Annotated in this window: 35 protein-coding genes; 2 read left to right on the plus strand and 33 right to left on the minus strand. The window is 49.8% G+C overall.

Annotation, left to right across the window (positions count from 1 at the left end):
• Position 1: 1 nt before the first annotated feature.
• From P6M73_RS15550 to P6M73_RS15575, 6 genes are read right to left on the minus strand one after another with little or no spacing between them, the layout of a single operon-like run.
• Positions 2-661, minus strand: coding sequence for a hypothetical protein (locus tag P6M73_RS15550; protein WP_277853927.1), 660 nt, complete (start codon positions 659-661; stop codon positions 2-4).
• Positions 662-826, minus strand: a complete 165-nt coding sequence (locus P6M73_RS15555; protein WP_277853928.1) for a hypothetical protein — start codon at positions 824-826, stop codon at positions 662-664.
• Positions 826-1,941 carry a hypothetical protein gene (locus P6M73_RS15560; protein WP_277853929.1) on the minus strand — a complete coding sequence of 372 codons (1,116 nt, stop codon included), beginning with the start codon at positions 1,939-1,941 and terminating at the stop codon, positions 826-828. The genes P6M73_RS15555 and P6M73_RS15560 overlap by 1 nt, the downstream gene beginning before the upstream one ends.
• 11 nt (positions 1,942-1,952) lie before the next feature.
• Complete coding sequence (locus tag P6M73_RS15565; RefSeq protein ID WP_277853930.1) at positions 1,953-3,344, minus strand: hypothetical protein; 1,392 nt, start codon at positions 3,342-3,344, stop codon at positions 1,953-1,955.
• Positions 3,345-3,348: 4 nt separating this feature from the next.
• Positions 3,349-3,699, minus strand: coding sequence for a hypothetical protein (locus tag P6M73_RS15570; RefSeq protein WP_277853931.1), 351 nt, complete (start codon positions 3,697-3,699; stop codon positions 3,349-3,351).
• Positions 3,700-3,706: 7 nt separating this feature from the next.
• A complete protein-coding gene (locus tag P6M73_RS15575) occupies positions 3,707-7,138 on the minus strand; it encodes a phage tail family protein (RefSeq protein WP_277853932.1) in 3,432 nt (1,143 codons plus the stop codon).
• Between the two features lie 48 nt (positions 7,139-7,186).
• On the opposite strand from P6M73_RS15575, the gene P6M73_RS15580 reads away from it, so the two are divergent.
• On the plus strand, positions 7,187-7,411 hold the full coding sequence (locus P6M73_RS15580; RefSeq protein WP_277853933.1) for a hypothetical protein: 225 nt from the start codon (positions 7,187-7,189) through the stop codon (positions 7,409-7,411).
• A 26-nt stretch (positions 7,412-7,437) separates the two neighbouring features.
• Here P6M73_RS15580 and P6M73_RS15585 read toward each other — a convergent pair whose 3' ends face one another.
• From P6M73_RS15585 to P6M73_RS15630, 10 genes are all read right to left on the minus strand, one after another.
• Positions 7,438-7,893: a Gp15 family bacteriophage protein gene (locus tag P6M73_RS15585; RefSeq protein WP_347276295.1), complete on the minus strand. Its 456-nt coding sequence runs from the start codon at positions 7,891-7,893 to the stop codon at positions 7,438-7,440.
• A complete protein-coding gene (locus P6M73_RS15590; RefSeq protein WP_277853935.1) occupies positions 7,784-8,122 on the minus strand; it encodes a hypothetical protein in 339 nt (112 codons plus the stop codon). Before P6M73_RS15590 ends, P6M73_RS15585 begins: the two co-directional genes overlap by 110 nt.
• Positions 8,123-8,237: 115 nt before the next feature.
• On the minus strand, positions 8,238-8,690 hold the full coding sequence (locus P6M73_RS15595; RefSeq protein ID WP_277853936.1) for a phage tail tube protein: 453 nt from the start codon (positions 8,688-8,690) through the stop codon (positions 8,238-8,240).
• Positions 8,691-8,693: 3 nt separating this feature from the next.
• Complete coding sequence (locus P6M73_RS15600) at positions 8,694-9,062, minus strand: hypothetical protein (RefSeq protein ID WP_277853937.1); 369 nt, start codon at positions 9,060-9,062, stop codon at positions 8,694-8,696.
• Positions 9,059-9,448, minus strand: coding sequence for a hypothetical protein (locus P6M73_RS15605; protein WP_277853938.1), 390 nt, complete (start codon positions 9,446-9,448; stop codon positions 9,059-9,061). The genes P6M73_RS15600 and P6M73_RS15605 overlap by 4 nt, the downstream gene beginning before the upstream one ends.
• The gene (locus P6M73_RS15610) at positions 9,445-9,765 is read right to left on the minus strand and encodes a hypothetical protein (RefSeq protein WP_277853939.1); all 321 of its coding nucleotides are present in this window, start codon (positions 9,763-9,765) and stop codon (positions 9,445-9,447) included. Before P6M73_RS15610 ends, P6M73_RS15605 begins: the two co-directional genes overlap by 4 nt.
• Positions 9,758-10,132: a head-tail connector protein gene (locus P6M73_RS15615; RefSeq protein ID WP_277853940.1), complete on the minus strand. Its 375-nt coding sequence runs from the start codon at positions 10,130-10,132 to the stop codon at positions 9,758-9,760. Before P6M73_RS15615 ends, P6M73_RS15610 begins: the two co-directional genes overlap by 8 nt.
• A 34-nt stretch (positions 10,133-10,166) precedes the next feature.
• On the minus strand, positions 10,167-10,340 hold the full coding sequence (locus P6M73_RS15620; protein ID WP_277853941.1) for a hypothetical protein: 174 nt from the start codon (positions 10,338-10,340) through the stop codon (positions 10,167-10,169).
• Between the two features lie 25 nt (positions 10,341-10,365).
• Positions 10,366-11,247: a capsid protein gene (locus P6M73_RS15625; RefSeq protein ID WP_277853942.1), complete on the minus strand. Its 882-nt coding sequence runs from the start codon at positions 11,245-11,247 to the stop codon at positions 10,366-10,368.
• A 40-nt stretch (positions 11,248-11,287) separates the two neighbouring features.
• Positions 11,288-11,851 (minus strand): phage scaffolding protein, encoded by a 564-nt coding sequence (locus P6M73_RS15630; RefSeq protein ID WP_277853943.1) that lies wholly within the window; start codon positions 11,849-11,851, stop codon positions 11,288-11,290.
• A gap of 140 nt (positions 11,852-11,991) precedes the next feature.
• Between P6M73_RS15630 and P6M73_RS15635 the strand changes: the two genes are divergently transcribed.
• Positions 11,992-12,171, plus strand: coding sequence for a hypothetical protein (locus P6M73_RS15635; protein WP_277853944.1), 180 nt, complete (start codon positions 11,992-11,994; stop codon positions 12,169-12,171).
• Between the two features lie 93 nt (positions 12,172-12,264).
• Here the strand turns inward: P6M73_RS15635 and P6M73_RS15640 are convergent, their stop codons facing one another.
• The 17 genes from P6M73_RS15640 to P6M73_RS15720 all read right to left on the minus strand — a co-directional run bounded on the left by P6M73_RS15640 (position 12,265) and on the right by P6M73_RS15720 (position 24,527).
• A complete protein-coding gene (locus P6M73_RS15640; RefSeq protein ID WP_277853945.1) occupies positions 12,265-12,444 on the minus strand; it encodes a hypothetical protein in 180 nt (59 codons plus the stop codon).
• A 125-nt stretch (positions 12,445-12,569) separates the two neighbouring features.
• The gene (locus P6M73_RS15645; protein WP_277853946.1) at positions 12,570-13,742 is read right to left on the minus strand and encodes a phage minor capsid protein; all 1,173 of its coding nucleotides are present in this window, start codon (positions 13,740-13,742) and stop codon (positions 12,570-12,572) included.
• The gene (locus P6M73_RS15650) at positions 13,696-15,228 is read right to left on the minus strand and encodes a capsid protein (protein WP_277853947.1); all 1,533 of its coding nucleotides are present in this window, start codon (positions 15,226-15,228) and stop codon (positions 13,696-13,698) included. Before P6M73_RS15650 ends, P6M73_RS15645 begins: the two co-directional genes overlap by 47 nt.
• Entirely contained in the window at positions 15,225-16,607 is a 1,383-nt protein-coding gene (locus P6M73_RS15655) for a terminase (RefSeq protein WP_277853948.1), read from the minus strand. Before P6M73_RS15655 ends, P6M73_RS15650 begins: the two co-directional genes overlap by 4 nt.
• 21 nt (positions 16,608-16,628) lie before the next feature.
• On the minus strand, positions 16,629-17,147 hold the full coding sequence (locus tag P6M73_RS15660; RefSeq protein ID WP_277853949.1) for a hypothetical protein: 519 nt from the start codon (positions 17,145-17,147) through the stop codon (positions 16,629-16,631).
• A 5-nt stretch (positions 17,148-17,152) separates the two neighbouring features.
• On the minus strand, positions 17,153-17,728 hold the full coding sequence (locus P6M73_RS15665) for a hypothetical protein (protein WP_277853950.1): 576 nt from the start codon (positions 17,726-17,728) through the stop codon (positions 17,153-17,155).
• Between the two features lie 19 nt (positions 17,729-17,747).
• A complete protein-coding gene (locus P6M73_RS15670) occupies positions 17,748-17,879 on the minus strand; it encodes a hypothetical protein (protein WP_277853951.1) in 132 nt (43 codons plus the stop codon).
• Positions 17,879-18,460, minus strand: a complete 582-nt coding sequence (locus P6M73_RS15675; protein ID WP_277853952.1) for a hypothetical protein — start codon at positions 18,458-18,460, stop codon at positions 17,879-17,881. Before P6M73_RS15675 ends, P6M73_RS15670 begins: the two co-directional genes overlap by 1 nt.
• Before the next feature lie 71 nt (positions 18,461-18,531).
• Entirely contained in the window at positions 18,532-18,951 is a 420-nt protein-coding gene (locus P6M73_RS15680) for a hypothetical protein (RefSeq protein ID WP_277853953.1), read from the minus strand.
• A 24-nt stretch (positions 18,952-18,975) separates the two neighbouring features.
• Positions 18,976-19,758: a hypothetical protein gene (locus P6M73_RS15685; RefSeq protein ID WP_277853954.1), complete on the minus strand. Its 783-nt coding sequence runs from the start codon at positions 19,756-19,758 to the stop codon at positions 18,976-18,978.
• Positions 19,751-20,836, minus strand: coding sequence for a DUF4417 domain-containing protein (locus P6M73_RS15690; protein WP_277853955.1), 1,086 nt, complete (start codon positions 20,834-20,836; stop codon positions 19,751-19,753). The genes P6M73_RS15685 and P6M73_RS15690 overlap by 8 nt, the downstream gene beginning before the upstream one ends.
• The gene (locus tag P6M73_RS15695) at positions 20,821-21,012 is read right to left on the minus strand and encodes a hypothetical protein (protein ID WP_277853956.1); all 192 of its coding nucleotides are present in this window, start codon (positions 21,010-21,012) and stop codon (positions 20,821-20,823) included. Before P6M73_RS15695 ends, P6M73_RS15690 begins: the two co-directional genes overlap by 16 nt.
• Positions 21,013-21,173: 161 nt before the next feature.
• Positions 21,174-21,791, minus strand: a complete 618-nt coding sequence (locus tag P6M73_RS15700; RefSeq protein ID WP_277853957.1) for a hypothetical protein — start codon at positions 21,789-21,791, stop codon at positions 21,174-21,176.
• 273 nt (positions 21,792-22,064) lie between these two features.
• Positions 22,065-22,439, minus strand: coding sequence for a sigma-70 RNA polymerase sigma factor region 4 domain-containing protein (locus P6M73_RS15705; protein WP_277853958.1), 375 nt, complete (start codon positions 22,437-22,439; stop codon positions 22,065-22,067).
• Between the two features lie 43 nt (positions 22,440-22,482).
• On the minus strand, positions 22,483-22,806 hold the full coding sequence (locus P6M73_RS15710) for a putative PDDEXK endonuclease (protein WP_277853959.1): 324 nt from the start codon (positions 22,804-22,806) through the stop codon (positions 22,483-22,485).
• 20 nt (positions 22,807-22,826) lie between these two features.
• Complete coding sequence (locus P6M73_RS15715) at positions 22,827-23,618, minus strand: hypothetical protein (protein ID WP_277853960.1); 792 nt, start codon at positions 23,616-23,618, stop codon at positions 22,827-22,829.
• A 90-nt stretch (positions 23,619-23,708) separates the two neighbouring features.
• Complete coding sequence (locus tag P6M73_RS15720; RefSeq protein WP_277853961.1) at positions 23,709-24,527, minus strand: recombinase RecT; 819 nt, start codon at positions 24,525-24,527, stop codon at positions 23,709-23,711.
• Position 24,528 lies beyond the last annotated feature (1 nt).

The raw sequence follows: 24,528 nt of genomic DNA on the forward strand, positions 1-24,528 counted from the left end.
GTTACACCACCTTTCCAAAGGCCAGACTGCCGTTTGTACGTGGCCGGAACGAGAAGTTACCAATCTGCAGAGAGTTCAGGAATCTGCCGTCGGTGATGTATAACAAGTTGTTCGTAATGTGCATTACTTCCTGGACCCCCTGCATGAAAGAGATCCGATTGCTGGTGATCTTCAGTGAAATCTGATTGCCCTCTTCGCCCAAAATGATATTTCCATCGACAAAGCGGATGTACTTGAAAATCTCCGTGAAATTCTCAGTCGCCTTCCCATCCACCGTTGAGATGTTAGAGATCAGTGTGGAGAAGTCCATGGCGAAAGCGTTCTTTGTCTGAGTGAAGGCTGTACTGACTTCCTCCTTGTAGATCGATAAATCCGTCGTCTTCACAAATTGCTCGGATACTTCCGTTCGAAAGCTGTCCAGGTTTTGCGTGAATTCCGATGACATCGTGGTGACCGTGGTTTCAAGGTTCCCCACCGTATCCTGCAGATCGCCGGTATCGTTGACGATCAGCCATTCGGTTCCTGTCCACCGCTTCAATTGATTGGGAACCATGGATGTGTCCAGCCAAAGCTGCTCCGCCACGGGAGACGCAGGCTCAGTTGTGGAGATATTCACGTCATTCATATCGATGATTGTGATCTGCCCAATAGAAACGACCATTTATGTTACCCCCGTCTGATCCTCATCAGGGGTTGTCTCCACTGACTCAATAAATGTACTCATCCCATAGCGCTGCCAGAGATATTCCACCGGGCGGATGTCTGTTTTAAACTCTACCCTGGTGCGGACTCCATCCAGCTCCAGGAAGGCTACATAGTGCCTCATTACTTGCTTACCTCGCATTTGAACATTGTCTTTCCGTCTACATCTGCCGTTCCAACGGCCAGATCCTTGCCGGTTTTGGTGGAAATTCCTGCCCCTGCCCAGTTTGGATCCAGAGCATTATTTTGCCATCTAGTCCAGGTATAGGTGTAGGCATAGGTGGGCGCTGCATCAATCTCGGCCCCATTCTGGAACAGTCTGGCCCGCAGTGTGGTGGACCCCACCCCGTTTTTCAGCACATCACCGCCGGAAGACTCAATAATGACCATGATAGGATCATCCAGGTCCTTCAGGGTCATATAACCACTGACCTTCGTTCCGGAAGTACCGCCCGCATTGTCCGTGATGACCACTTTGTACGTTTGAGCGCTGGTGACAGCATCCGGATACACGGTCAGGACCCCTTGTGTGGTGACCGCTACATCAAAGCTGGCATTGGCCACCTCCCCGGTTGTGCCTGTCGTGGCTATGATTTTTCGCCAGCCCACTCCACCATCGGTGTCCTGGGATACCGTGACGGATGAGTCCGCGGCAAACCACTTGAATTTCTTACTGCCTGAGCTCAAGGCTCCATCTTTATACAGATCCGCATTGATCAGGAGACTCGCTGGAGTATTATTGCGGAATATATCCCCATTGGGCGCATAGACAGAACCGATGACAGCGGCCTTAGCCAGCTGGACCAGCGTAATGGGGATCTCCGCTGCGAAAGTAACCGGCAGTCCCGTGTCCGGATCAGTCCAGGTACTTTCAGCTGTATAGATGACAGCATTATTCGCCGTGGGAACGTTGGTTTTGATCGTTAAAACACTGTGGCTGGTCCCCGACTTATATTCATTGTCAGTGGTGATGAGTGATGTGATTTCAGTCTTGGTGCCCCCTACGGTCTTATACCATTTGATATTGGCAACGGCAGCGCCGATCAAACTGGTAATGGACCCTGCCTTGGTCAGGTTCAAAGTCATTACCTGGGGAGACGAAGCATAGCTGGGGTTCCAGACCTGGGTTGTGTTGTTGTAGGTTTGGACAGTGGTTTGGGAAGCGCTTACCCAGGCATTCAGACTGGGGGCGTCATATAGATCGATGATGGTAATTTGTCCGCTTGATACTACTGGCATATTTTTCTCCCTTACTGATCAAGTATTTGGCACTGGAATGTAGCCCGTCGTTTGATGTCCTCACTGGCGACCTGCACCTGCTTGACACCGCCGAAGTGGGCATCATTCCAAATGGTATCTGGTGATCCGTCCGCATTGGTCTTGGTCCAGCGGAAGCGGTTGGCGTCAATCTCATCGGTCACATCTGCGTTGTTCTGATAGACCCGGGCCAGCAGCGTGGTGGATATGACCCCATTTTTGAAGAGCAGTCCTCCGGTCGAGATGATATGCACCTGATAAGGGGCAAACTGCTGCACCTGTTCTGTCACGATCTGGGTGACCGTCATTTCGATGTTTGAATTGGTCAGCTGGATCATAGCCTGAGTTTTTTTGATGTTCCGGACCAGGTTCTCTTCAACCGGATCCGGAGGTTTATTCTCCAAATGATTGGAGATCCAGCGTTCCTTCATGCCCCCGGTGAAACTAATTTCCCGCGCAGTCGGGAATACCCTGTAGATGATTCCGAGAAAGTCCAGATCGATCCAGCCATTGAGCAGCTCAGTTGGATTGCCATTGAACTCCACTTCACAGGGCACAAAGCTGATCTCGTTGATGGCGCCGAAGATGGCCGGAGCAAATCGCTGCGGATCTCCCTGGATAAACACGTTATCCGCGATGTAATACGGATGAGTGCCTGTCCCTTCGATGTGATCTGTCGTTCCTGTCTGCCTGATGATCAGCTGATCAATCAAAATGTCTTTGTCCTCATGGCGCCGGAAGCTCGATATATTTTCACCGGTCACACTAGTCAGCGTATCCTGCACCATGCTTTTGATTCGTACCTGGCCGTCTTCGATGAAGCAGTACCCGGCTGCAAGCTCGGCCACATCCGAGAGCACCTCTCGGATGGTCATGTCATAAAATATCGGCTTAATGTCGATCAACACTGCACTGTTCGGGAACAATGTCGTATCCGTGGTCATCCCCATCTGGGTCACGGCAGATTGAAAGATAGCCAGAATCGTCTGGGGATAGACCAGCAGCGTCTCATCAAAGGAGATATCCGCTCGGATCATGTCATCGGATCCATCAAAGCGCCACAGGGTTTTCTGGACCTTCTCCGGTGCTTCCAGGATGTACTCCCCCATATCCTGGTAAGCCCATAATTCACCGTCCAGGACTCCTATTTCGATCCGTGCCCGCTTTCCCAGGAACGCCCGACCTTCCAGCAGCGTGCCGTGTTCATCCAGAAGCTCAAAAGACACCACCTGGGCGTAGGCCGTTCCAATCTCAAACAGGTTGGCCAGAGACACCCCGCGGTTAAACTTAATACTTGCTATGACGTCGGGTCCATACACGATCCCATCGATGGTGATCCTGGCTGTCAAAGTCCGATCAGGGGAGGCAAACGCTGCATTGATCATGTAATCACCTCTCGATCAGATTAAAGGACAGGCCCAGCCACTTCCCCATGGAATAATTCAAAAGGGCAGCGCTGCGGTCTCCCACGTAGGCAGTGATGGTCTTTTGTCCACTGATCGGGTCCGGATAACTCACCGGAAAAAATACCGGGCTGACCGCATTTAAGATGGCTGCTATCTCCGAATCACTCAAAGGACCCCATTTGAGACTGATCTTCCGTTTGCCCCCGGCAATCCGATCGCGCATCATGGTCCCCAGGACGTTTCGTCCGGAGGTCTCGGCATCGAGATCCCCCAGATTTACCTCTAAAGTAACCGGGGCAGCAACTGCCACCCCGTTGATTGTCAATGTCTTCATGTACCCCTTACCTCTTTAGCGTTGTAGCTCGACCCGACTGCTTCTGCGCGCGGTTCCAGTCCCGCAGGATTGCCCGCCCGATTTCCCGCTCATCGATGACGAGCTTCACCACGTTCTCACCACTGCCAATGCCAGCGCCCATCCCAGCGAGGATCAGGTTCGCGACATCCTTTGCCCATCCGGTGTTATGTTCTAACGGCACGGCCGCTTCCCGGCCATTTTCTCCGACACCGATGACCGTGGGCTGGTCAAATTCACCGCCCCTGGCATACCAGTTGATTCCAAGCTTTGGGATGACGCCCTTGAGCAGGTCCCCGATTTTCCAGTTATCCGGGGTAATTCCAAAATGAGGCATTGGCATCGACGGCCATGTGAACTTGAAGCTGAAAAATCCCTTGATCTTGTCGATGACCCCAGACACGATATCTTTGGCTGCATTGATTTTGTCACTGATGGACTGTTTGATGCCGTCAAAGATCTCCGCGATCTTTGTCTTGGCTCCCAGGAATTTCTCGGCAATCCCGCCCACGATGGCAGTAATAATATTGGTGACTGCCGTTTTGATCCCATTCCAGGCATTGCTAGCGCCAGTGCTGATCCCCGTCCACAAATTCGCCAGGAAGGTCTTGAATCCGTTCCAGGCATTTGTAGCTGTGGTCGTGATCCCTGTCCAAAGTCCGGATAAAAATGCTTTGATCCCGTTCCAGACAGTACTTGCCGTGTTTTTGATCCCCTGCCACAAATTGGCAAAGAAGGTTTTGATACCATTCCAGACGTTGGCGGCCGTGGCCTTGATGCCGTTCCACAGATTGACCAGGAAGGTTTTGATACCATTCCAAATTTCCGATGCCTTTTGCCTGATCTCATTCCACTTGGCCACTACATTCGCTTTCACCGTATCCCAGTTTCGCCAGAGCAGGACCCCAGCTGCAATCAATAGGCCGATTGCTGCAATGACCAGTGTGACCGGAGATGTAATGAAGGCAATCGCGCCTCCCAATAGCCCGGCAGCTCCGGCCAAACCTCCGGTCATGATGGCTGCAATGCCGGAAATTACGTTCCAGACGATCAGGGCCGCATTAACCAGCTTCCAGGCCGCAGCAATCGAACCGATGAGGATGATCAAGGCTTCGATGGTGGATTGATTGTTTATAATCCATTCACCCAGGGCCGTCAGGGCCGCATTGATCCCGTCCAGGACCGTAACGATGATCCCGCCAGTCCATGCGGCAATTGGAGCGAGGATATTATCCCAGGCCCACTGCCAGATGGGTTGCAGCACGATCAGGGCATTGTTGAGTACCGTTAAGGCTCCACTTACAAGGTCCAGTAAACGAGGGACTACATCGCTGAAGATGAACGAGGTCAAGGGGAGCAGTACATGGTCATAAATCCAGATCAGACCTTCCCCCAGTGTCACGGTGAAGGGCAATAGCGCATCACGGAAACGATTCAGGGCAGGGATGATATTGGCCAGGGCTTCCGATCCGAAACCAGGCGCTGCCAGGTCCTCCAGGCGAAGGATGATTTTATCCAGGACAGGATTCCAGGCCTCGGCTGCCTTCGGCAGGGAATTGACAAACCACTGGATGATCGGACCGATGAAGTCAGCATAGATCCGCAGCGCCACAGCTGCCAGAAGGATCCCGATCTGAGCTATTTTAGAATTAAACGCCTGTACAGGTGGACTCTGCAGGACCGTATAAAGATCCCTGAAAATGTCTTTGGTCCGCCCGATGGCGCTCGACAATGCGGCCATGAAGACAGGTCCCTGCTGATCCCAGGCATCTTTGAGCGGATCAAACAGGGTTGCAAAGAGTTCCTTGAGACCCTCCAGCACCGGTGTGACGGCTGCCACTGCTGCCGGAAGTCCCATCATGGGAGCTGCAAACCCTGCTCCTGGGTCAACGCCGCCGATTCCACCGCCACCAACATCAGGAGCACCTGGTACTGCTGGCTCGTTCACTGCTGGATCTTCCGGGAAGGAGAGGATGTTCAGTTCATCAAATCCAGCCAGGGCACGTTTGGCTTTATCAGCTGACTTTTTGACGTCATCAGCCATTTTCTCGGAGCTGGACCCGGTATCTTTTAGTGCCTTACCAGTCCCCTCCACTGCCTTTGTTGCCCCACCGGAGGACACTTTCATCTGTTCCGCTGCAGCTGCGCTCATGGAAAGGGCCTTGGCCCCCTGGTAACTCGCCTGATAGGTTTTTCCGGTGAGCATGGACAAGAAAACTGCCAGAAAGTTGATCGCCATGGCAAGACCATTCATAAAGGCGATCAAAGCAGGCAGCACCACCTGATAAATGGGATATATGGCTGTATAGAAAGCCGTCCGAAGATTCGCCACTGCCTGCTGGAACCCTGTCGTCTGATTCGCTCCATAGGAAAAGATCCCAAAAGCGGACCGTAGAGCACTGGTAATGACACCCAGGATCAGAATATTCTTTGCAGCGGATATGACTGTAGTTCCGATCCGCCGGATCCCGGATGTGCCAGCCGATACCATATTGCGCAATGAGGCACTCACGCCTGCTGTCCTTGCCCTGAGTCCTGCCATGGCAGTGGCAGCCGCATGGATTGCCCCGGAGCTGATTCTTCGCAGAGAATCCACCATGGATCGGGCAACCGGGACTGCCTTGGAGGCTGCAAGCCGGAGCCTGTCCATGGCCGTTTTGGCTCGCTCAACCGGGTTCTGAATGGTTCCGGCAGCTGCTGTCACCTGGGTGGTTGCCTGCTGCACTCCATCCGCTTTAGAACGAAGGGCTGTCAGAGAGTTCTCAAGCCGAATGTATTTGTCATTGATCCCAGTGACCTTGGTCCCTATTTTTTCGTGTTCGTATTCCAGGGCCTGGAGCTCCGCCCTGGCTTTGGTCAAAGCCTTTGTGTTAATGAAATCCTGGACTTTGTTCCCTGTAGGTTGGGTCAGCCTGACGATTTCAGCCTTGAGCGCATTGATCTTCTGACGCACGTTGTCCGCCTGACCATCCAATCTCTGCAGCACCACATCCAGCTGCTCCATCTGCATCTTAATGGCCCCGGCATCCGGGGCAATGGTTGGAGCCTTGACCTTCACCCCTGCGCTGGCGGGCGGGCCTGTGGCCATGGCTGACGGGTTCACACTGACAGATTTGGGCAATTCAATATTCTTTGGTCCCTGGATCGTCCCTGAAATGCCTGACAGTGTTTCCCTGACATACTGAGCCACATCATTGGCCATGGTCCGGATATCATCAAAGCTGGCCCGGAAAGCCAATTCCATACCGGACAGGGCTTTTTCGACCCCCTTGGTGATCCCTGTCATATCAAGACCTTTGCCACCCAGATTTTCTTCAAGACCCCTGCCGATTTCACCAGCAGCTGCCTTGATCTGTTCTTTAATATCGCCGCCCAGCTCCAGGTCCAGTTGAATCTTGCCTACACTTGTTCCGCCTGACATCCCTTCAACCCCTTTCCGGTTCTATTTTATATATGCGAGGGTAGTAAAATGAACGATTTAATTGATTTTCTGGACAAACTTGATGAAAAGAAGATATATTACCGTCTTAACAAAGTTAGAGATAGTATTATGGTTGAAATTGCAGTTCCCGGAGAGAGATGGGAAGTAGAATTTTTTGCTGACGGGGAAATTCTGGTGGAACGATTCTTAAGTAAGGGTGAAATAAAGGATAAATCAGAATTAGAGATTCTCTTTAGAAATTTTTCTGATTAACGATCTCAGCGAACAATTCAATAGATTCACTTCAGTAAGCCCTGGAACATCGCAGATAATGCCGCATATGGATCCACCGCCTTCTGATCCTGATTTTTCCGGTTGAAATCGTCCCGGCGTCTCTCTTCTTTTTTGCGCCAGTCATCCCGGATCTTATGCTGACCTTCCGAAAAGTGGCGGAGCGTATCCTTTTGATCCTCTGACCGTATGTTAATGACCCTTCCCAGCGCCGTTTCTGGCCCTAATCCGGATAACAGGTTTTTGAATTCCTCCCAGCTCATGGATTCCTCCTGTGCCGAGCGTAGCCTGATATGATATTGGTCAGCAAATGAGGCTTCGATCAGCTCCCAGTCATCCCAAATGTCATACCATCTAGGGACGAAATCCTGCTTTAGCCTCTTCTGCCTCCACCTCTTCCAAAGACTTATTCTGGATGGCTGCCGTGATGGTCTTAAAAATGACCTCATACATCTCCAGACCATAGTCCTGGGATGCAATGAATTCTCTGGCCTCCGCTGTCAGCATGAGTCCGATGACCTCATCATAGGCATTGAGCTTTTCCTCCAGCGTTTCCAGCTTTTCTGCTTCCTTGATCTTGTGGTCCATCATGATGACACCGGTCTTGGTGTTGTTGATCTTGAAGACGTGCCCTTCAGCAAGTCTGACTTCAGGCCGTTTATTGGTCAGCTTGTTTGCAATGTCGTATAACATTTGATTCCCCCATTATTACTTTGATTTTTTTCTCCGGTAACATGCTTGCTACAGGAGAATCCATTGTGGTTATAAAAAAGGATCCGTATTAAGCCACGGATCCAGGGCTGTTAGATTATGCGACGGGTGCTGGTGTGAAGGTGGGCTTGCCGTGGGAGAGCATTTCAAACTCCAGCGGGGCCACATCCGTGGCTTTGCCGCCGCCCATGGACTTGACCCCAACTGCCACTGTACCGGTGACCTTTGCACCATCCGGGAAGGTCCACTCAAACTTGGTGTAACAGTCACTGCCGATCGAAAATGCCAGTCCCGCCAGATAATCGTTGCCGGGATCCCCAATGCTCCGCTTGGCTTTGCCACCCAGCTTAAGCTCCTTACCCGTGACCAGGGCCGACTGCCACCCTTCCGCATCCATGCTGTTCCAGGTTTCATCTGAGCTGTCGATGTCCAACCCAATTTCTTCCAGCTCCGCGATCCCCGCAAAATCTGTGGGAGCGACGGACGTAAGCCCTGCTTTGCCCACTTTGAATGTACTTGCGTTGACCGGAAATACTCCTACAAATGCCATTTATTATTCCTCCTTGTGTAACACGTTGAAATTGATCACGTACTCATGCACGTCATCATCCACCCCCAGAAACATCGGACTGCCGGAGTGCATCGTTACTGCCTCCGGATAGTCCTCTATGATCCGGTAAACCTCATAAGCTTTCATCTCTGATTCTTCACTGCTCCGGCTCCACCGAATGAGAACCGTGAATGCCTGGTAATGATATCCAGGCTTTCCATCCACCCGCTGCATGGCCTGTGTCACCCCTTTGTAGGGATAAACCGTCAGCGTCTGCTCAAGGTTTGCATCCCCCAGAGATCCGGAGTAATAGCCCATGGCTTGCGGGAACTGCCCTTTGAGCCAATCTTTGAACGCTTTACTGGTAATCACCTGATGACACCTCCTGCTGCGATCTTCAGAGCCACGGCAAAAGACTTTTGGATCCAGTCTTGCCCGGGCCCCAGCTCGTAAAAGCTCATCCATAAGCCCATGGCGTTTCGGTGTTTGTCCTGCCTGAAATTGTACTCTGGATGAAAATATAGACGCCGGGCATACGGTGTATCCCAGCCGATCCACCCCAGCGTATAGCCGTTTTGCATCATCGTCCCAGTTGAGACACTGTCCTTTAAGAGTCCGTCCCGAAATGGCACGACCTTCCGCTCGGACACGTCAGTTTTAAGTCCCTCCAGAAGGATCTTCATGGCTTTTTCCGTTCCGCCGGTGATCTTTGCGATGGCCGCATCATTGAGGACTACATTACTTTTTACTTTTATCACTCAAAGCCCACCTCCGTGGAGAACACGCTGCCGTCCGGATTTCGTGGTCGTACTGTGGATACAATGGTCCGTTCCTGGCCATTGAACGTCAGATACCCCTTGATGTCTTCACCCGGGAGGATATCGCCCTGGATGATGACTTTCCCGCTCATCTTGACCTGCTGTCGTTCTTTGTTCATGAATACTTGAGTCCGCTCTTCCACAATGGCTTTCCCGGAGAACAGCACCACCTTGGTGATTCCATCTTCGCCCCTCACCTGGGTCTCCAAGGTCACCGGAGTATTGGCAAGCCAGACAGGAAATGGCAGTTTAAACATAATTGCTCCGTCCCCAACGCACATTTCGGGAAGTCAGGCCTGTAGTTTTTAAGCACTCAATGGCCTTGCTGCTCATCCGCTTACCGTTGAACAGATTGTTTTGATTTAAGGACACGGACACCCCGCCTGCCGAAAAGCTGGAAATGCCTTCATATTGGCCGTAATTCATCAGGTATTCTGCCTGATGACACACAGCCTTTTTGACCATTTCCTGCTGATAAGCAGTCAAACTGGAGAATCCCACCCCGCGGATTCGATTAAAGGTCACGGCATCCACATCATCCGCCGCCTGAGCCAGAAGACGCTCGATATTGGCTGGCAGCTCGTCCGCTATGTAGGTCAAATAATCATTGGCGCTCGCATACATGAACTCACTCCCCCTTCATTCAAGGGGCCAGGCATTATTTTGCCTGGCCCCTTTTCGCTCTGGCCGGTTTTGCCGCAGGCTTTGTCTTAACTTCCAGTTTTGATCCATCTCCAGGATCTTCCACGATCCTGTAGCCCTGTTCGGCATAGACTTTTCGCTCTGCCGGCTTGATCTTGACTTCCCGATTGGCCTTAATTGCCAGGATCATTGCACTCCCCCATTTCACTGATTTCCTAGACTGCAGTACAGATGTACACGCCAGCCCTTTTCTGCTTGATCAGGAACAGATCCTGATACGAACGGTTCTGGTAGAGCCATCCGTATGCGCTCTGGGGCGTTTCCCCTTTGGCCCACAGATAGACGTCAGATACCTTAACAGGGGCCACTATGGCGCTGTTATGATAAATGATCATATGGATCTGCTTGGCAGTAACTGCCGGGGCAAATCCTTCCGTAAAATCAAAGGCTGTCTTAAAGCGGTCAGAGGGCACCTTGGTGATCTCCACATCATCCAGCTTGCGGATCACTCGATTCACATTGGCAGCGCCAGAGGCCTCCAGGGTCCGCTGGATCCCTTCCGCGCTCTTGAGCAGCGTGTAGATCGCCGGGGTGCATTTCAGCTTGCGGCCGCTCTCGGGAACTCCTGCCTCATCCATGGCTTCCATGGCATCATCAAAGATCGAGAGAATATTGGAAACCGTCAGGATGGTGGTGGTGGGCGTGCCCCCGTGGGTCACAAAGTCAGCGTAAAGCTTAGAATACCGATAGGCATCTGTTTCCGGGATAGCCTGGTCCTCCATAAAAGCTTTGGTGATATGGGCTGCCGACACGACCTGATTGGTTTCATCCACGTCCATGATGTCCACATAAAAGCTGATATCCCGATCATGGGTCAGAGAATACGGCGTCCATTCATTGGAGATCGTGCCCCGGTTCGTGCTTTCTCCCGTGCGCACGTGATCCTTGTAGCCCGAAATAGTGACCGTCGGGATCTTGATAGTCTGCGCATCAATGAAGCGATATTTGTTGTTTGTGGCCATGTCGGCGGACGTCAGGCCATGTTTGTACTTTTCTTCGATCTGGCTTTCAAAGCGTTCTGCATAATTAAATGCCATGTTTTTCCCTCACTTTTAAATCAATTTTTGGTGTCTGGTGTTAATCTTCCCCTAGGCCAAAAGCAGCATTAAGCGCTGCATCCATGCCTGAACCTCCATCCTTTGCGGGCTCGATCCCAAATTTGAAACCTGCCGTTTTCTCAGGCTGCTCCGGCCCCTTGAACAGGAATTTCTTGCTTTCCTGAATAGCCTGTAGCTGATCCTGCAGCCCTGTCACCGTACCGTCCTCGTTGAGGATCAGCCTGGTTTTGTCAAACTGGCTGGCAGTCAGGTCCTCGTCATGGACTTTACCGGCAATCATCAGTTTGATGGCCGAATTCAGCCTGAGATCTTTCATCTGGGCATCGTACTGGCTGACTGTTTTCTGGTTCTCTGCCTGCAGAGTTTCTACTTTCTGCCGGAGCTCTTCAATGTCCCCGGTGCTGCTTTTTAATGCCTCCAGCTGGCCGTCACGTTCCGCAATGGTCTCCTGGGCCCTGGTCAGCTGAGCCTGGACCCCTTCCATTTTGGATTTCACGGTGTTGATGTCTTTGCCGTTGATGTCCATGATGGCATCAACCTGTTCCCTGGTCAGATTCAATGCTTCAAGTTCTTCTCTTTTCATCTATTCCTCCTACGCTTTTTACGTGGTCGCATCACAAGGCTGCCCTGTTTTACGCCTGGGTCCAGCATATTTTATGCTTTCATGATATAGTGAGTTCAACAGAATTTATATTCAACAGAATTTGGGAGGGTTTGGAAACGATGATAACTGAAGTCCTCTGGCAGCTTCTGAACGTGGTCATATTCATCATGTTCGTGACATTCATTATTTCGGTCATCCACTGGGGAAGAAATCAACAGAAACAGCTCGACCGCATCGAAAAAAAGATCGATGAGATCATACGACAGTCCGGCGATCCCACCGATGAACGGTTCTCTTAAGAGGCCGTTCTTTTTTTATGATGCACCCCCTGACCCTGTTTCAACAGTCCTCTGTCAATCTTGATGTCCTTTAATTTGCTGACAGCTTGCTGTTTACAGCTTCACGATCTCAGTAAATAGGCCTGCCTTGATAGCCTTATATGCTTTTGTGTGTTCTTCCTGGAGCCTTTCCATTTCAGCTTTGGTCCCTTTGGCAATCAGCTTCTTTGCCTTAGCTGAAGCCCCGGCGTAAAGGGCATAAACGACTTTCACTTCCGGTCCTTTTTCCGTCAAATTCTCACCCCCTTTCCTTGAAACGAACGGCGTCCTTCCAGAACGCTTGGAGATTTGGATCACCTTCCCTTCCCGATAACGGATCGACGTTTGATTCCTCTTCTCTGTTTCGTGTTCGTTTTCCTTCACCTCTTTCCTTTGAGCCGGATCCTTTCCCGTTCCGGCTGCCTGCGCATGGCCGGATCCAGCTCCATGAGTGCCTTCATCCGGGTTTCAGCTCTGTCCAGTTTCCGCCGGGCATTCTGGATCGCTTGTGGGTCAGACAGCCCTGCAAGGGCCATCTTGAGTTTGCGCATATCCCGCTCAATGGCACGCTGCTTCTGCTGCAGTTTTCCTCGAACGATCTTTGCTCGCTGCTCCTTGGGCTCCGGTACTTTTGTGATCCCCGGGATGAAGGTATCCAGGTTATGCTGGCAGTTGGGATGCAGTAGCCCAGCCTTGATCGCCTGGGAAACCAGGGGATAGATTCCATCAGCTGTTCCCCCGGACCACACATCATCGATTAAAACCGCGTTCTGCCACGGGGCACAAAGTCCGCAGATGGAGTCATGACTTGAAACGATGACCGTGGCAATGCCCAGTTCTTTCCTCGTTTCTCCCTGGCCGGCAAGGAAGGCCCGATGCGCAGCGGTCCGCAGCGCCATCTCCGCGTAGCTGTCAATGGATCTGATCCTGCCGTCCTTGTATGTGATGTTCGTGATCCCACGGTTCAAAAAATCGCTGATGGCCGTATCCAGGGCTTTATCCATGGTATAGGTGCCGCTGGTCAGTGCAATCTGGGCCTTTTTAATGATTTGCCGATACTGGTCATCAATGTACCTGGTAATGGCTCTTGTAGCATCCTCCACCGGCTCCACCGTTTCCGTGATGAGTGATTTGAGCCGCTCATCCTGCATCCGGAAGAAGTTGATATCCAACGGCCTGTTTCCGTTCCTGTATGCCCCTGGTGTCGTTTCGGCACGTCCCGGCAGGATTAGACCCACCTGATCGCCTAACCGTTCAAGGAAGCCCATGACGCGCTGCATGCCCTGTCGGTATGAGTTTTTGATGGTCTGTTCGATTTTCTGGACAATCCCTGGCTTAAACTGAGCGATGATCTGTTCATTTTCTCTTCGGAAGCGGTCCAGATCTCGCAGTTTGGCTGACTGCCACTGCTCATATCGATAACCGATCAGCCTTTCTTCCTTTTCGTGGCGATGCAGATTTCTTTTCATGGACACGATCAGCTCCAGTTCCATCTCCTGAAAGATTTCACTCAGCTCTTCCCATGGTGTTTTCTTCGGTATCAGCTTGCTCATCCGTTAGCTCCTCGCCTTCCTCCTCGCCCTGGTCCATCCCGTCAATGGCGGCTCCCGCTTCATCACGGGGAACGAAACCTCGCATTTCTTTCAAGCGCTGGACCTCCTCCGCTTTCCATTCCGGACCCTTGGAGTCCCCCCAAAGCTCTTCCACCATGGTTTCAACACTCATGATCCCTGAGGCAGCGGCTGTGTTCACCATCATCAATTTCTGCTCGAAGCCCGGACTGGCATACTCACCGAAATTGACCGTGACTTCATAACTGGCCAGATCCCTGCCGTTGTTTTTCAGGTTGTCCTGACAGCGAAGCGCAATCTCTACCAACTGAGGGATGACTTCTGATAACGTGTCTACAATTTTGTCCCGGGTCTTGACGGTTGTCTTCTCTTTTTCCCGCTGGGCTTCTGCATTGTCGGTCTTTTTGAGGTCAATGCCCAATGATGAAGGACTAACCACTCCCTGAAGCACCAGGTCCAGCATGCTGGCATAGGACTGGACAAAGGCATCATAGTTGATCATGGCCTGTTTCTGGTCGATGGTGTCCTGAGCGTTTTCCTTCATGGACGTTTGCGTTTTGATGAACTGATTGTCAAAACTGTTCGGCCGCATGGCCTCGCCGGTTTCGGGATCCTTTGGCAGCAAATCCTCCGGAATGTAGTTCTTGACCCGGCCTGCCCGGATGGCATCGATCCACTGACTGCACACTTCATCCAGGGCATCGATATTGTCTGATTTCCGGTCGAGCAGCGGCATCCCGCGCTCGGGGTATTTGGGATGGCGGTAAAAACGGATCGGGACACACAAATAATAGTCACCCGACCACGACACCGGACTCAAAGCTTTCGTTTCATCCAATGTCTCAAGTGGAAGATTACCCTCTGAGCCATCCATCTTCAGAGAATATGCAATGGCCCCTTTTTTATAGGACTCTTCCAGGATGTACCGCTGCTTGTCTTTGAAGTACTCGGTTTTGAATACATATTCCTTCACCCGGCCACGTTTGTGCCGAATCTCCACATTTTCCCCGGATACAAATTCGATGATCGGATACTCTGACAGCTCCCGATCCACCGACAGTTTGAATACCCCGTCGCCTACAATGAGCGCTTCACTGATGGCGTCTCGTAGAAGGTCATCATCCCAATGATTGTCTTGAGCGATGTCCTCCCATCGTTCAATGACTTCCCTTTTTGACTCCTCCTGTTCCCCAAACCCCTGAAAGTCAGTCAGCACCAGGTCGGTCAGGGCATCGATGACGGTTGCATAGATCCCGCTGTGGAATTTTCTGATATACCCTTCCGATGGCACAGCAGCCCAAAACCTAGCCTTGGACACTGTGTCAAAGTTGGCCTGTTTGAAGTATTGCTCGATTTCAGACGGATCCCCACGATACCAGATCCGGTTACGGATGCAGTCTGTTTCAAAGTTAGTAAATTGCTGGACCACCGGACTGAAGGCCCCATTGTCCAGTTTCAAGATTTTCAAGCTGTTCCTCCTTTGCCTGCTACTATGCCCCGTTCACCGATCACATTCTTAAACGGGATCCAGGCATATTGCCCGGCGTTGATGGTATGGTCATTCATGTCTTCAGGCTCATATTTGTCACTTTTCCAGCTGTAGCTTTCCATTTCCCGAATGTGATAGGGGCATGTGTCCATCACGTAATAATATCCGGCTGCGATCCAGCCCAGTTGAAGGTGAAGCCGGTCGATGACATTCATCTTTTTATAGGCATTGATGAAAGAGTGAAGCGATCCCCGACGCTTCCGGTACTTGTTCAGCTCCGTGATCGTTGCCTGATCCGCACTGTCCACAAACACATCCTTGGCAAAGCCCCATTTGGACCGCATCCGGTCCAGAAAGTCATTCAGGCGGACCACGACATCCGATGGCGCCAGCGGCTCATCCAGATTGGCGTTGTTGTATATTTCCTCTTCCAGGGTCACCAAATGCCCCCTCTGGGTGATTCCCTGAAAAATGAAGGCCAGCACATCTGGACTTTTGTCGGAATAGGCCGTATCCACTCCGCAGGTGTAGCGCTCAAAATGAAGGCCTTCTTTGTTCATCCACTGTTCGAGCTGAGCTTTGGAAAAGACATGCCTGCGTCGGTCAAAATTAGCAAACACAAGGCCGGTGGCCCGACCGCGGAGCCCCTGGATCTTGTTCTTATAGAGCTTGGTCCCGACAGGCACGTTATTGATGATCTGGCCCAGCTTTTCTTCAGTCAAGCTCAAATTATCCTTGAATGAAAAAAACCAGTGCACCCAACCATCCTTGGGTCCCCGGTCCAGCTGTTCCAAAATTTCAATAGGCGTTTCATGAGCCCACTTTTTGAGCGGCCTGGAATTGTTGATAAACTCCGCATACACTGGCAGATTGGGGTCATCGGGATTGAGCGTAGCCATGAGATAATCGCACCTCATTACCACTTCCCGGATGTAATCCATGTCGGCAATGTTGATCTCATCAATGTACAGGCAGCCATACTGCCCGCCCAGTGCCTTTTTCCAGCGTGTTTTGTTGTCATAGCCCAGCACGTATATGATCTTGTCGTCCGCGCCCATGTGGAGAATCATGTGGGGCAATGAGTTCTTGCCTTTCCCGCTGGGACTATAAGTCACCAGATCCCCAAACATATCCAGAATGCCCAGATCCTTGTTGATGATGTTTTTTTCAATGGTTCCCAAATCTAGCCCCGACAGGATATGCATTTTCTTTGGACTCCTGGCCACTTTGAACATGAATTTCAGACAACCAACGGTGGTTTTCCCGGCAGCGGTTGTCCCTTCCAGAAATTCTGCCGGAGCATCTAGCTCCATGAAGTCACGGTATTTTTCAGATAACAGGATGGTATCTTCAATCATCCCCATCCCCCCTTTGGTTCATCAGGGCTTCAAGGCATCCCATTTCTGAGTCCATTGGCCTGAATACACCTTGAGTCTCACCTGTACCCTTTTGAGGGCTTCGATGGCTTCCCGGTTCATTCGATGACCGTGAAAATCTTGAATCAGCTTTGTGTATTCCGTGGTTTCATGTTTCTGATCCGTGCTCCGGTAATAATTTTCGATGGATCCGTGTGCTGCAATGGCCCAGTTGTAGGTGTTCTCCTCCGGCCAGGATTGATATGGATTGTTCTCCAGAGTTTCCAATTCATCAAGTCTATGCTTAATATCTTTGGTTACCCTGGTGAGATCCTTGCTGATTTTTATAAGACCGCTTCTGGTCCGAACCCGCTGCAACCGGCTATCACGAAGCAGTTCAGTGGCCAGTTGAATTCCCGGTTCAAAATCAGCTCCATGCTTTGCCTGCAATTCACTCTCCAGGGCAAGAATTCCTGCCAGAGCTGAATCGGTTTTGTTTTGAGTGGCTGAACCACTGGTTGACCTTGCTCCTCTGCCGCCCATTTACCTTACCCCTTCCAGCGCCTGCCATGGCCTTGAATGTTCTCCAGCATAGTAATCCGCTTTCGCTTGAAGCCTTCTATTCCGCCGGTACGCTCCATCGATTTTTTTACATCCTCAATCGCCTCGGCTTTTGTAGCTCCAAACCCGATGGCAACCCCGGTGTAAAGATCTGTTACCGTGTATTTGGCATACCCCTTAGTTGAGTTGCTGATCCCCACCCGAATCCCATCGATTACTTCCAGGGTTCCGCGAATTGCTTTCATCTCGGACCCCTGACGCAGCATCGGCGCATATTCAATTCTTGATCCCGGCTTCAGGTTCTCAAAGGTACTCCCAGGCAGGATAAAATTTTTGGTCATGATCGCATTGCCGTCTTCGAGTTCTTCCTGTGATACGTTCCGCCAAGTCTGCCTTCTGCCATCGGCATAGGGCTTTTTCCCGGGTTCCGGATCCGGCGAGGCTGCAAGCCTGGCTTTATGTTCCTCTGCCGTTAAACCTTCTTTTTGCGAATGCTTCCGTTTTTCCGGGTACTCTTTTGATTTTGAGGTACCCGGCGCGCTCTTTGCTCCTCTCCCTCCCATTTTTCACTCCTATCCCGAATTACTTCTTTTTTGTTCCACGGTTGGACGCCTTCGGTGTAACCGGGGTCTTTTTGATGCCCGCTTTCGGCACCTTATATACCGGTTCCAGGGATCGATCATCGAGAATAAAGCCCTTCTTTGTTGCTGCCATTATGCTGTTCTCCTTTCGTACGTGTAAATAAATCCATAGTTCTTAGCATTCTTCGCTAACCACTTTCGTCGAAACACTTCAATGCTGTGGTTCAGCTGATCCGCCAATTTATCCATTTCCAGTAATCCCAGTCGCTTCATTTGAGCTTCCGCCCAGATTTTATTGGTCTGATTCAAATGTTCTTTTTGCGCCAGAGCATAGTCCTTACCCATGGAAAAATCCGCATTCTCCCTTGTCTTCTTCATCACAAAAGTTCCATGGACCGCTACAGCGCGAATTTCCTTTAGACCATGTACCATGATTTTCAAATCTTCATCACTGAATGTGCTGTTGCGAGGGTGGTTATGGGTCAAAATGGCTCCGTCCATCAATGCAAGTTCCTGCCCATTGAATCCCACCTGGCTTTTATGCCCGTCGGATTTATCAATCAAAATCTTCCCATCCATTCCTACCAGAATCGCTGTTTCTGTTTTCCTCCCTCTGATCCGGTTCTCACCAGCTTCAACGTTTGGTCTCCACTTTTCTGATGACACCGCTAGGGAGTTCTTCTGCACTTGTGATGATGCCCCTCTTCCGCCCAAATGATCCCCTCCAAACGGAAAATGATACGCGCCGTCCCTCTATGCCCAATGCATATAAGGATTGGTTCGTATCATTTCTTAATTGATTTCGTGTTCTTTTCCAGCTGCTTTAAAATGCTTCCCAGCTTGCCTTCGTTGACTGTAGCGGTCAGTTCGACTTCATCCTTTGGCTTTTGGCCTGTAATGTCTCGAATATAGTTGGCGGACTGGATGTCGCCCTTCATGGCATTCTGGGTGATGGCTATCATGATCGCATCTGCCACGGTGATATTCTGTCCCTTCAGCTCCGCAATGCTTCGAATGGCCTCCAGATCGTCCTGTGAGCCGTTCTTAACCGTCATGGTCAATAAGTGCTGGGCAATCTCTTTAAAGTCTCTTCTGCGCCTCCTGGCCTCAGCGGAAGCCTTGCCGCCTTTCGATGTGATCGCTCGGAGTTCTTCCGGAGTGCGATCTGAATTTGGAATCAAATTATTATTCTGTTTCCTGGTCACGATCTCACCCCCTCCAACTACACGCTATCTTGGTGCTTTTTTGGTTTTACGTACCTCATACGTGAAACCGAAATCTTTTGCGTTCTTTTTCATCCACCATTTGACCCCAGCGTCATAGGTCAGATCCTTTGGCCATTTCGCCTTCTTGACGGCCCTGGCAAACTCCGGCGCTTTGAAGTCAGAGCCCTTTCGGAACACGTGGGATACTTTTCCGGCCGTGGCAACAATCCCCGTTGCATGGGCATCCTGGGCCGCTGCGATTAGATCCGTATCACTGAAAGCACCGCCACTGGGATGATTGTGGACCACAATATGATTCTTCCCATAGGCTGAAATCGGAACTGAAGTAGCGGATCCCCGGATGTGACGATGGACAAAGCCATTTTCGTCTACACTGATTCCATACTCGATATCTGAATCCTTGTACCGGTCATTGAATAGGCGGATGGCCTCATCCTGAGTCGCAAAACGGCCCTGCGTATTAAATACCGCCGGGTATTCGATCTTTCCGTAATCTTCAGCCTTTCGTCCCTGCAGGCTGGCATGGTTGAACCCCCCGCCCATTTCTCCCGAACCGGATGAGGATCCTCTGCCTCCCTCATAGTGAAATTCAAACTCGATTTCATCGAGTGCATCCCGAATGGACTGACCGTGGATCTTGTGCTCCAGGAGTTTGTTCCAATCGGTGAAGTCAATCGGCGTATCGGTTTCAAGGTTAAAGATTTGCTTGTTCCTGGTGATCATAAATTCGTCGATCTCGATAAACTCAATGTGTTTGAAAATGTCCAGTAATCGTTCCTTAGTCATTTTTTTCACCCCCTCTGACTTTGTTGGTCTTCATTCGCTCAGTGACTTCATTCTCAAAATAATGGACCTCGGTATCTTGGTAGTCGTACTCCACCTGGCCCCCATAGACAATAATCCGTTTTGGTTTCAGCCTCCGGATCATTTCATCCATGCCTGCTTTCCAAATCGCAAAAGATTCCTCTGCTCGCTTGATCCCAATGGTCGAGATCGAGAGAGTGGAATTTTCCGGTAATCCATCAAAGCAGAAGTCAAAAGTCTCCTGTTCTGCCCATGAAACAGTTGGAATAACCACGCAGCCATAATCCTGAGCGATCTGACCAATCAGGCGTGACCGGTAAATATTCCAGACTTTCATGGCACGGGGCATATCCATGTAGAGTGAAAAGTCCGGTGTCAGCATGCAGTCAAATTCAGTCATCCGCTCCACATAGAAATCTGGCCGCTGCCAGACTCGTTCGAACTGATAATCATCCACATAAAAATGGATCCCTGCATCGGGATCCGGAGTATTGAGCATATAGTTAAAACCAATCAGCCGCCTAGGCACGTGATCTACAGCTGCAAGGACTGGCATCTGGTGCCACCCGACAACTCGATCGGCATCAAAGTACTCCAGATTATACTGGTGCATGGTGTTCATGCGGGCATTCTCTTTTTCTTCCTCACTGGACTCTTGTGTTTCAGGCGGGAGATCAAAGTCCAGGTCAAAGCCAAATTGATCCATGTCAAAGTTGAGCTCTAGCAGATCTTCCAGCTCTTCGTTCAAAAGTGGAACGTCCCACTCTGCCATTTCTGAAACTTTATTGTCCGCAAGGCGAAAGGCTTTGATCTGATCGGGTGATAAATCATCCGCTACAATGCAGGGGACCTCCTTCATGCCCAGCTCCTTCGCAGCTTTGAGCCGGGTATGTCCCGTAATAATTACGCCTTTGGAGTCAATGACCAGCGGGACCTTGAATCCAAACTCCTGAATGCTGGATTTAACATAGGCAACAGCCCCATCATTGATCCGAGGATTTTTCTTGTAGGGCTTCAGGGATCGGATCGGTCGCATGGTGATCATCAGGTTATTTTCCATGAGTCGATCTCTCCACCTTTCATACACCCTTCAATTCCTTCAAACTTAAAAAGCCCAATTGCTTTGGATCCACAATAGGGGCAGGCGATGTAGCCCTTATCCCTGATCACATGATTTACTTTCTGTTTGTCCAGATTAAATAGGCCTCTGCAATATTTGCACCGATATTCTTCCATGGCCATTCCTCCAAATAAAATGAGCGCCCTGTCAAAGGACGCTCTTACCTGCTATTAGTGTAGCACTGATTTGGCAAACAAAGGTGCCAAAATCGCGCCAATATCGTGCCAAAATCGCGACAAATCAATTATTCATGAGTTTGTTCAATTCCAACAGAAGTTTACTTGGTTGAGTTGGGTGCAACATGGTTACTGTCGAGAGGTATTTCAATCAGCCCCTCAAGAGTCTTTATAAATTCCGCTTCACTAAAGCCCTGTGCTGTGATCTGAATCATAAGGTCTTCCCGGATCATGTATATATTTTTAAGCTCTTCAGGCCAGGGGTCACCGGAGACGTAAAATAATTCCTCTCCAATTTGTTTTGTTGATAATGACTTTGCCTTTGCTTTCAGCAGCTTTAGGGGATCAGAAGAATATTGTTGATGGATGCCAAAGATGCGATCACTTTTCATCAGATTCATATATGTAACCATAAGTCCCTCTTCATTAACGCTGAAGAGAGGCTGAAGGCCTTTTGGATTCTCAGCCGGTAAGTAGATTCGAGATATTAGAGATAAATTATCGGCGGGATCAACTGCTTTGAGGGCAGCGATCTCTTCCCGAGCTTTTCGGACAATTCCTGTCTCTGTGAATGTTTGAGCAGTTTTAATCCGATTACATCCTCCAAGAAGCCCAAGGAAAAGCAAGAATAATCCACCACTCTTGATACGAGCACTATGGTTTGATCTTTTACTTTGAGATGAATTGCTTTTCAGAGAAAAAATGGTTCCTTTCATCATGGATCCTCCTAAAAATTGGGTTTATCACTTCGGCACCAGATAAGAATCGGTGCATTTTGTATGGTCGACTGAAAAAAATTCTATCAGAGAGGGGGCAAGATTAATTCAGCATGTTTAACTGAAAATGTTTACTCATTTACAATAACAATATTGTGCCAGAACATTATTGAAAATACAAGGCAAATATAGATGTCGAAGGATGGTTTCTGTGATCAACCTTAGCAATCAAAAGTTCTATACACACTCACTAATATCATCCCAATTCCGACCAATTCATTTATTTATCAAGAGGATTACTTCCAGGAGCGGTTCCAGTTTCAAGATGGCGTCTCTTTTAATCCGTTGACAGGTCCGTTTCGAGATTCCACACTCTACATCGATTGCTGTATAGGATTGCCCTTTAAAGTACACCCTAGTGACAATGTTGAATTCTTCATCAGACAATACCGACAGGGCATTCTCAATCAGCTGAACCTTGAGTTCGATGAGGTTGTCCCTGGTACGAAGCTCCTCAGTCTTTGCAATGATCTTCATAGCTTTATCTGCTGTAGGGTCGGAGGTGATGGAGGTCTGAACCCGTTCGCCGTAATTCGTTGCTGTTTCATCGATGATATTCTGCTGAATTGCCCTGAGAGTCAGTTTCCTCATGTTCAGTTGAGCCTTATCGAGTGGATACCTTATCAGAATCTCTTCAACCCACATCAGCTTCACCTTTAATCAATTTGATGAAGTTATTCAGATCCATTATAGCCAACCACTTACAGTGATTTCGTTTATGGATGACAACGGGGATTTCGTCTTCCCGCGCATCGTGTTCTGCCTGAGCCATTGCGTCATAGAGTTGGAGCCGTTCGGTGTATTTGCATTCAATGTGGATCCCTGGCAGACCTACAACATCGGGATCCCCATTTGCACCGGAGTACTGCTGCCCCCGACGGGCTTCCATATAGCCGTGCTCTCTCAGTTTCTTTGCCAGGGCTCGTTCGCCTCTGGCTCCTTTTTCCCTGCTGTTCATATTGTCCCCCTATATCGCTCCTACTCCCAACCCAGAAGACTTTTCTCCAGTGCGTCATAGTCGTATTCACGCTGCTCATAATCATTAAATGTGGTTACACTGGAACCCTTCGTCCTTGCTGGAGCCTTATAGTCATCCTCAAGATAGATCTTGATATAATCATCCTGAAAAAAGCCGTCACTGTTCTTGATATACTTCAGCTCCCTGTCCCTTGTAGCTTCTTTATACCGGTCGACGGCTCGCTTCACTTTCTCTGGTCCATGTTTGGAGACCAAGGTCTTGATCCGCCGCTTGGTTGTTTCCGGTAATCTTTTTTTATTAGGGATGTAAGCGTCATAGATTTCCTCGATGGAGTTATCCACAGGGCCATCCTCACCTATATAGATATTCTTAGTCTTCTTAGTATTCTTATTATTCTTGTTTGTGTTCAGTTGTTGTTCAGTTGTTGTTCGGTTGTTGTTCAATTGTTGTTCGTTCTGCTGTTCAGCCCCCTGATACTTATCCCAGTTAACAATTGATATCAGCCGGTTTTTGTTCGTTGTCTGTTGTTCAATCTGATGTTCATTTTCGAAGGTTTTCAGGATTCGTTGGACCTTAGATTGGTTAATCTTCAAATCATCGCTGATGACCTTTCTCCCAAAAAGCTGTTGCCCGGGTTTGAGTGTAAAACGTCCCCCGACAAATGATGTATCATACTCCGCGTGGGTTACATGAAGCAGCAGATAAACCCATACAGCCAGATGATCTGCATCTTTGCATACAATTGGATTTTCAAGTGTAGCCCGGTAAAATTTGATCCAGCCATCCGCCATGAGAACCTCCTTTCAGGGGAAGGTTGCAAGGCTTCCCCTGGTTATTTTGGGTGACATTATGATCAAGCAGCCTATGCCGCATCATCATCCTTAAGGGTGAACTTCAACAGGTTCGTAATGGGGCTCATTAATTCCTTCTTCATTCACGGAGAAATCTATATCGAGATACTCAATGTTTTCATCCACATTCCCCGAATCTACAGCTGCCGCATTGACAGTGTTCATATCCCCCTTGTAAGCGGTCTGCATCTCAATGGACAGAATCCCCCACTTGCTCAGCATGTTTCGAAGGACTGTCTTTTTGGCCATGGCATCAAAATCCTTGCTCCAGCCGAAAGGTGATTTCGAGAATTTCTTTCGATGCTTTTCGATCTGTTCTTTCGTCCAATAAACTGTCTTCCTGAAGCCATTCACCAGTTCAAAATATCCGGCATATCCGACGACTACATCAGACAGTCGCTTCTCAAAATCGATAACCAGCTCCTCTGTCAACTGATTCCATTTGATCAGCTCACCCTCACAGATCTCCACCACATTGATCGACTTGTATTGACCGGTCCGCAGAGCGAGCTGAACATAGCCCTTGTAGCCAAGCTGGAACTGGGCTTTGTCGCCATAGGGAACAACCCAGGCATATCCAAGGTTCTTATCCACGGGAAGATCCAGTGTCGCTGCCACCATGACGGAGGCAATGACCGACATCTGATCAACCTTTCTCAGATTGGTATCGCCATTGACCAGGTTGACCACGGAACTCATGAACTGAGGTGCCTTCTTATCCAGGACTTCTTCAAATCGTTTCTTGATTGCCGGAGATTCCAGCATGCCTTTGATGCTGCTGCCTGCGGTGCCAACACCAGTAGTTTTCTTGCTTGCTAACTCATTTTTCAGGGAACCCACGTTTGCCATG

It is taken from the genome of Anaerococcoides asporogena (assembly GCF_029590275.1).
Lineage (GTDB): Bacteria > Bacillota > Clostridia > Clostridiales > Clostridiaceae > JG1575.